At 43.6% G+C, this 7,090-nt stretch carries 2 protein-coding genes; both read left to right on the forward strand.

Annotated features, from left to right (window positions below; all coding sequences use genetic code 11):
• Nucleotides 1-192 precede the first annotated feature (192 nt).
• Nucleotides 193-1,038 carry a hypothetical protein gene (locus tag H6F80_RS28830; protein ID WP_190794950.1) on the forward strand — a complete coding sequence of 282 codons (846 nt, stop codon included), beginning with the start codon at nucleotides 193-195 and terminating at the stop codon, nucleotides 1,036-1,038.
• Between the two features lie 118 nt (nucleotides 1,039-1,156).
• Nucleotides 1,157-7,090 (forward strand): hemopexin repeat-containing protein (locus tag H6F80_RS28835; RefSeq protein WP_199296885.1); only part of this gene is annotated, 5,934 nt, incomplete at its 3' end.

Raw genomic sequence — 7,090 nt, forward strand, 5'->3', positions numbered from 1 at the left:
TAGCATATAAAAATTGAATCGGTATAACACTTTCGTTAAAACTAGTTTGTAAAAGATAATCCGCTTTGAAAAGAATCGTAAATTTTTAAAGATATTCCTTGTTCGGAAAACAAAGTGAAATTAATGCAAAATATAATAACCTTAAAAGTTTAACTGCATATCCTATCACCTATAAACTAAACTAATAAACCAATGAGTGAGATACAAAAGGTTGACTTAGGAATGCTGAATGCTTTTCTAAGCAGAAACGCAACGATCGATCTTCGTAGAATCGATTTGCGCCACGCTTCCAGTGTTAATAACTATGAATGGACTGGTTTTGAGAATAACAAAGATAATTTGGTAAAGCAGCTCAGGATATATCAAGGACTGCTATGGGTTGTACCGAATGATAGGGATGATCTTGCAAGAAAACTTTTGGAGAACAACATCCGATCTCCAGCACAAATAGCCAATGCCCCTAAAGAAATATTTATTCAAGACAATATAAGGATTTTTGATGATGATAGTGTACTCGCTGAAGAGGTTCATATGCGAGCTACAACCTTAATGAGTAAAATTTCTAGTTTTCAACAAGCTCGTACACAACAATTAGGGCTGTCTGCTAGCAGAGCAAGCACTGATTTAGAAAAGCTAAACGCCTTTCTTAAAAAGAATCAAGAGATTGACTTTCGTACAACAGATTTGCTTCATACTCCCACTATCGATACATATAAATGGGCTGGGTTTGAAGACGAAAGGAAAAGTTTGATCAATCAACTCAAAACCTATCAGCGAATGCTACGGATTGTTCCTCAAGATAAACAGAATCTCGCAAAAAAACTCTTGGAAAACGGTATTCAATCTTCCTTGCAGATTACTAGCATACCTAAAAACGTATTTATTCAAGATAATCTTGAACTCTTTGATAATGATAGCGCGATCGCTGAGCAAGTCTATATGCGCGCGCTTGCCTTGCGTAAAGCTGTTGCACTGCAATACATATCCTATGTACAGCAGGTACAGCCGCATAGTCGCACAACGAGATTTATACGTTAGCTGCTAACCAATTCAACCTTAAAGGTTTTTGTTCTCATCGTTTCTATGTCAAGGGTTCCCGTACCCATGTCTTGTGCATCGGCTCATCAACCATTTATGGAGCGTAATTATCGTGAGTATGCAATCCAATATCCCCAATTACGCTGATTTGTTTGGTAATCTTGACTTTAAGGAAGGGGATGATGCTCGCTCTGTTTATTCCCCAGCAGCATACTTAAGTGACTTGCTGCAAATGCTAGATGATGAGTTTGATCCCAGCAGTATTGATTTTGATGCACGCCGAGGTGACATCAAAAATATCAATCTTGATGCCGAAAATACGAATACGCTGATTCCTTATCTCGATATCGTCAACGAAGTATTAGAAAAGCGTGTGGATTCCAGTAATGGAGCCTACACAGTATTGAAAAACGCAGTTTATCCCTTCAATATGCCGTTTTCGCTGGAAAACGAACAAATCAAAAACTATTTACATCACCTAACGATTTCCGCTCACGAGTTGCGTCACTTATTTGCGAAAGAACCCGATTATCACACCGTAGCTCGCGAATATTTGGGTTTGTCGGTAACGGAACTGGAGAGCTTAATAGAAACAGGAACAGAAACAGCGACAGAGGATGAAGTCGCTCGGTTCTATGGCTATCCAGACAATAGACGTTTTATCAGTGAGATATCTTCTGTTACCACTTTTATGGAGGTCGCAGGTCTACAAGCGCATGAAATGCGAGAGCTGTTATACCAAAAACTTTATGTTGAGCCTACTAACCATTCGATTGTCGAAGATGGTCGTGAGAATTTTTACATTAACACCGTTAATCCTGACAACGTTGGTTATGTCACTTTAAGCGATGATGAGACTGCACTGGTATGGCACAACAATGGCAATACAAGTGATCGTATCCCCCTTATCTGGTTTGCCCGCACTAGCCGCTTTGTTCGATTAGCAAAAAAAATCGGACTGAGCTTAACTGAGTTGGATCACATCTTGCGTCACTGCTGCAAGGTTAACGGCACCCCCACAATTGATAGAGATACCCTTGTTTTTATTACTCAAGTTATCTATATCCACAAGACTCTGGAACAGCCGATCGATACAGTAGTTGCTGTACTCAGCGAGATCTCTTTTGTTGGTAAGACGAATGAAAAGCTGCCACAGGATCAGTTTAACCAGATTTTTAACCTACCTTGTGTTTCAGTGAATGAAAAATACCTGCACATTGAGCAGGTGATGGGCGACATTCCTAAGCAATATACCAATTCTACCTATCACACCTATACTCAGATTGACTATCATGCGGATTTGTTCAGCAAGGACAATGATATTTACCGCCAACGCTTGCGTCATAGTCTGGGATTTACTGACACTGACCTGATCAACATTACAAGCCGCTTAGAGCTCGAAGAAGTTGCTGATAGTAGTTTGTGGAAAAAAACAGAAAATCAGTGGCAACTGCTGAATGTGCTTTATCGTATTCGGATCTTATCCGAAATGCTAAATGTGCATTTTCTGGAACTATTCACTCTGTTTGATCTTCTAGATCAAGATCCTTTTATTGGACAGAGAGATCCGCACACTTACTTTGTGTATAGAGTGCCTGGTACACAAAAGTGTTTTAGCATTTTCATGGCTAGTGTTAACCGAGCTAGCACCACGCTGGCAACTCATAATATCGGCGATCAGCTTTGGTTGCTGGAATCTTTGATCGCGCTAACCCAGTGGATGAAGGAATTCGGTTACTCTGCGGAGATGCTGTGGAAAATCGTCAATGGTGCTCCAAAGACCGATCGAGAAGCTGTAGAGCAGAAAACACAGGATCTGGCTCTGTATAATGCCCTACTGCAAAGCTTTAAAGCTAAGGAAATTCGCCCAGACACTCTGAAAGATGTGCTCGGTGATGAGCGAGCCTCTCACTTTGCGTTCAGCTTGATTAAAGATCGCTGTGGTGCCAAGAGTGAAATCCAGTCTTCTCATCATCAAAATTATCCCTTTAAGGAACTGAAGCATCTCCTGCTCGCTTATGATTCTCGTGAGATTGATGAACTAACCGAAGACTTTATCCAGCAACTCACTACAATTAGGGATTATGAATTTGTGAGCTTGCAGCTTGAGAGCAAGCTAAAAGATAAAATTTTCAACCATCTTGTTAATCATCAAGTCATTGATGGCAGCGGCAGGTTATTGACGGAAAGCCTGGTCGATCGCCGATTGCCACCCTTGTCAGCATTCATGCTGGAATATGATTTCAGCGATCTACAGCAGAGCGTATTTGAGCTGTTTCATCGGATTTACCAGGAAGATGCAGCAAGTCAGCTAGAAGCAAACGACACCATTGAAGTACAAGTATTTAAATCAGATTTAAAGGAATTGGGACTGACCGAAGCCGAATGTCGAGAACTCTATGATGATCTGATTTACAACGGCTATATTGATGAGCAGGGCTTTGCTAAAGATGTAACTTTATTTAGCGATATCACTAATGCTAGCCGCTTTACGCTCATAACTGGGTTATCAGAGCTTGTTCGTCCAGTCTACCAGTTGTTACAACAACAACTCGACAAATTTGAGGATAGCCAGGTAAAAATCAGCGAACAGATGTTTGCAGAGCTGAAATTGACACCGATCGCTTTGCAAGATCTAATTCGCAATCTTCAAATGAATCGCTACCTTGACGAGCATCTGTTCATTCAGGACAAAATGCGCTTGGTTGACGAAAGCCCCAAAGCCATGTCTCTGGCGCTACAGTTTTACCCCTATCGCGAGGCGCTCTTCAAAATTCTCAAGGATGCCATTGCTGCTGATCAGGACACCTGGTTACAAATTGATCAGACCGAATTGGGCAGAATTGCCGCAACCACTGTATCGCGTTGGATATTTGAAGACCTGCAAGGCAATTATCTCAATCATCAGCTTTTATTACCCCAAGCGAGTTTATTTTTCCAAGACGAAGCAAATCGCGATCGCTTTCATCTCCGCCCCTATTTTGAATCCACGAAAGCAGCAATTGTCTTCGACCATATTGCCGGTATTGTCAACTATGCCAATGCTTATCGTCTGCAAGATACCAACCTTACAGCTCTTGATTTTGACGATAGCGAAATTCGCGGTTTGAAACAGAACCTGGAGGCGATCGGCGTATTAGATGACAGCGGACTATTGCGTGCCGACCAAATTTCCTTCTTCCTTGTCCCAGAGAATGCAGCAGTTTTCAACATACCGGCTTTTAGTGATTACGACACCGAAATTTTCTTCCAGTTGTATGACATTGCTAAAGCGATTGATAGTACGGTTAAAGCGGTTCATCAGGCACTAAAAGAATATAGCGATGCCCAGCAGGATGCAGTTCTTGAACAGTTGCAAACCGTTTTAGGGATTGACCTGGACGCAATCAAGGTAGTGTCCTCAGCTATCTTCAAAACAGATACCAACCTCCATTTTGCTTGGTTGCAGCCATTGCTTGAGAATGCCAATGCCCTAGGTTCTCTGGATGAACTGCCTGCCAACATGCACTATCTCCAGGCAGTCAAGCGGATTCGGCAACTGGCTCTGTTGATTAATCAGCAACAACTCGATGTCAACGAAGTTTCTTTGTTCTTGAAGGATCAGGATCTGGTTGCCAAGTTCCCAGAGGATCTGATTTTGCCAGATGGTATCACCTCGATAGGCGCCGTCTTAATCAGCGAGGAGTTCATCTACATATTTAAGGAAAATAACTACTGGATTTATCTGGCAGAAGACTACACCTTGATCGACAAAAAAACGGTGACTGCTGGTCAGAAAGGTGACGATCTCCTGATTGAGCAACAAAGAGAGGATAAAGAACGGCAAAAGCGCCTGAAAGAAGATCCCATTCGCCAACTGTTTAAACATCAGAGGTTGAACCGGGTTGATGCCGCTTTTATCGATCGTTATGGCACCTGGGTTGTAGTCAGTGGCGAGTCTCATTATGTGAAATATGCCAATGCTGATACTTGGGACAAGCGCGAGAACCGCTTTGGGCAGGTAGATAACGACTTTGACACCTTAGAGATGATCGACGCTGCTTATGTCGATGCAGCAGAGCGGCTCTTCCTGTTTGTCAATGACCAGTACGTGCGCTATTCAAATGTCAATTTCATCCTTAATCCTGAAAGTCAGGAAAATGCTGTTCAGCCTACTGTCGATCAGGGCTATCCCAAACTCATTACCGAAGAATGGAACAACGAGAACCTACCCATTCAGCTACCGTCATCTTTCGATCGCGACTTAGGACCGATGTTTGACGGTTTGGATGGTCGTAGCTATGCCTTTCTAGAAAATCGCTATGTCTCTTCACAAGATGGACGTGTGCAGTCGGTTACTGAAATGTGGGGACACAGTAAATACGATTTTGGTCATGCAGATCACATTGACGCAGCATTGGCTAGCCAGGGGCACTACCTATTCTTCCTCAACGATAAGGTGGTTAAATACGCGGGCAGTATTGAACTCGCCAACCTACAGCCAGAAGCAGGCTATCCCAAATCTCTGCACCAAGAATTCCCTACCCTCCCCGACGAATTTGTTTCTGGTATTGATGCAACACTGCATGGACAGGACGATCGCATCTATCTATTCCGGAGTGATGATTATGTCGCGCTCGATTCAACAACTAAAATCCCGATAACTGGAGACGCCCGTATAAAGTGGGGAAAAGTCTTAAATGGGATTGCCGATAACGGTCGAGTGGACGCAGCCTTTGTGGGACTGGATGGCTACACCTATCTGTTTTCGGGTGACCACTACGTGCGCTACTCTGGTAGCGACTATACGCAGGTGGACGACGGTTTTCCACGCAATATTGCCCAGGATTGGGAAGGATTGACCCGTGTTAATGGGGCAGTTGTGTTGGGAAATAAAACATACTTGTTTGGTACAAACCGTGAGAACGAAAGCATTTACACAAGCTACTCTACCCTACGTCGGGATGAAGATGATTACTTAAAAGTAGACGCAGTAGATTCCAACGCGAGAACCATTGAAACAGTACTTGCCAATCGTCCAGATGTAGACGAGATTGAAGTATTTCCTGCAACAGTAAACAATGCTTTTTGGAGCCTGCCGGAGAGCTTCATAGGGGGTGCTGCCGACTTTCGAATTGATGCGATCATGAATGGTCCTAATGGCAGGATCTATCTGTTTGCAGGTAACTATTACATTGAACATAACCACGCTAGTCGCTGGTGGTCGGAGCCGAAAATTCTCGCCGAGCAATTCGATCGCTCCTTGGTTGGTATTAACGAAGGTGATCACATTACCGCTGGTTTTACCGGTACCGACGGTAAAACTTATTTATTCTACAACTCTAAGTACCTGCGCTTTTCCGACCCCAACCTGCATAGGCTTGATAATGGCTATCCTCGCTTAACCAACAAGTTTTGGGGAAAGATTCGTAACAATATCGACAGAACAGGTAAGGTTGATGCTGCTTTCGTGGTTGAATCTCGCTGGGAAGAACAGGCTGCTAACGGTCAGCTTGTTGATAGGACAGCAATGCATACTTATCTGTTCTCTGGCGATCAAATGTTCCGCTACGAAGGCAGCAACTACAGTACTGTAGAACCGGGCTATCCTCGTTCCACTCGCCGCTTATCCCAGGAACCTCGGTTTCGAGGAATGTCAGCTACTTTCCCTGATGGACTGGATGCGGCTTTTGCCGATCGACGCCAAGTTTATCTGTTTAAAGGAGATAGCTTCCATGTTGTCATTAGTGATGAAGATAACGACAAACATTATACCGATCACAACTTTGCCAATATTCAGGCAGTAACCCAGGAACGGGGTGTTAACTATGCGTTGAGCAGTGGTAGCTGGCAAAAACTCAACCACTTAGACGATCCCGTTTTGACCCTAACCCCTGCCACCCCACGGGCTGCACAAAAAGCTGAGGGCAAACTCGATGCTGCGATCAGTGCTATCGTGCGTGGTTCTGACGGTAAGAGCTACATCTTTGCCGGGGACAAGTACTACGATGTGGATTTAGGGCGGAGCTTTGCCATTGCTGATGTCTGGGGTCGATCGCGCAACCCGATTTAT

It is taken from the genome of Leptolyngbya sp. FACHB-711, from assembly GCF_014695615.1.
Classification (GTDB): domain Bacteria; phylum Cyanobacteriota; class Cyanobacteriia; order Elainellales; family Elainellaceae; genus Leptolyngbya_A.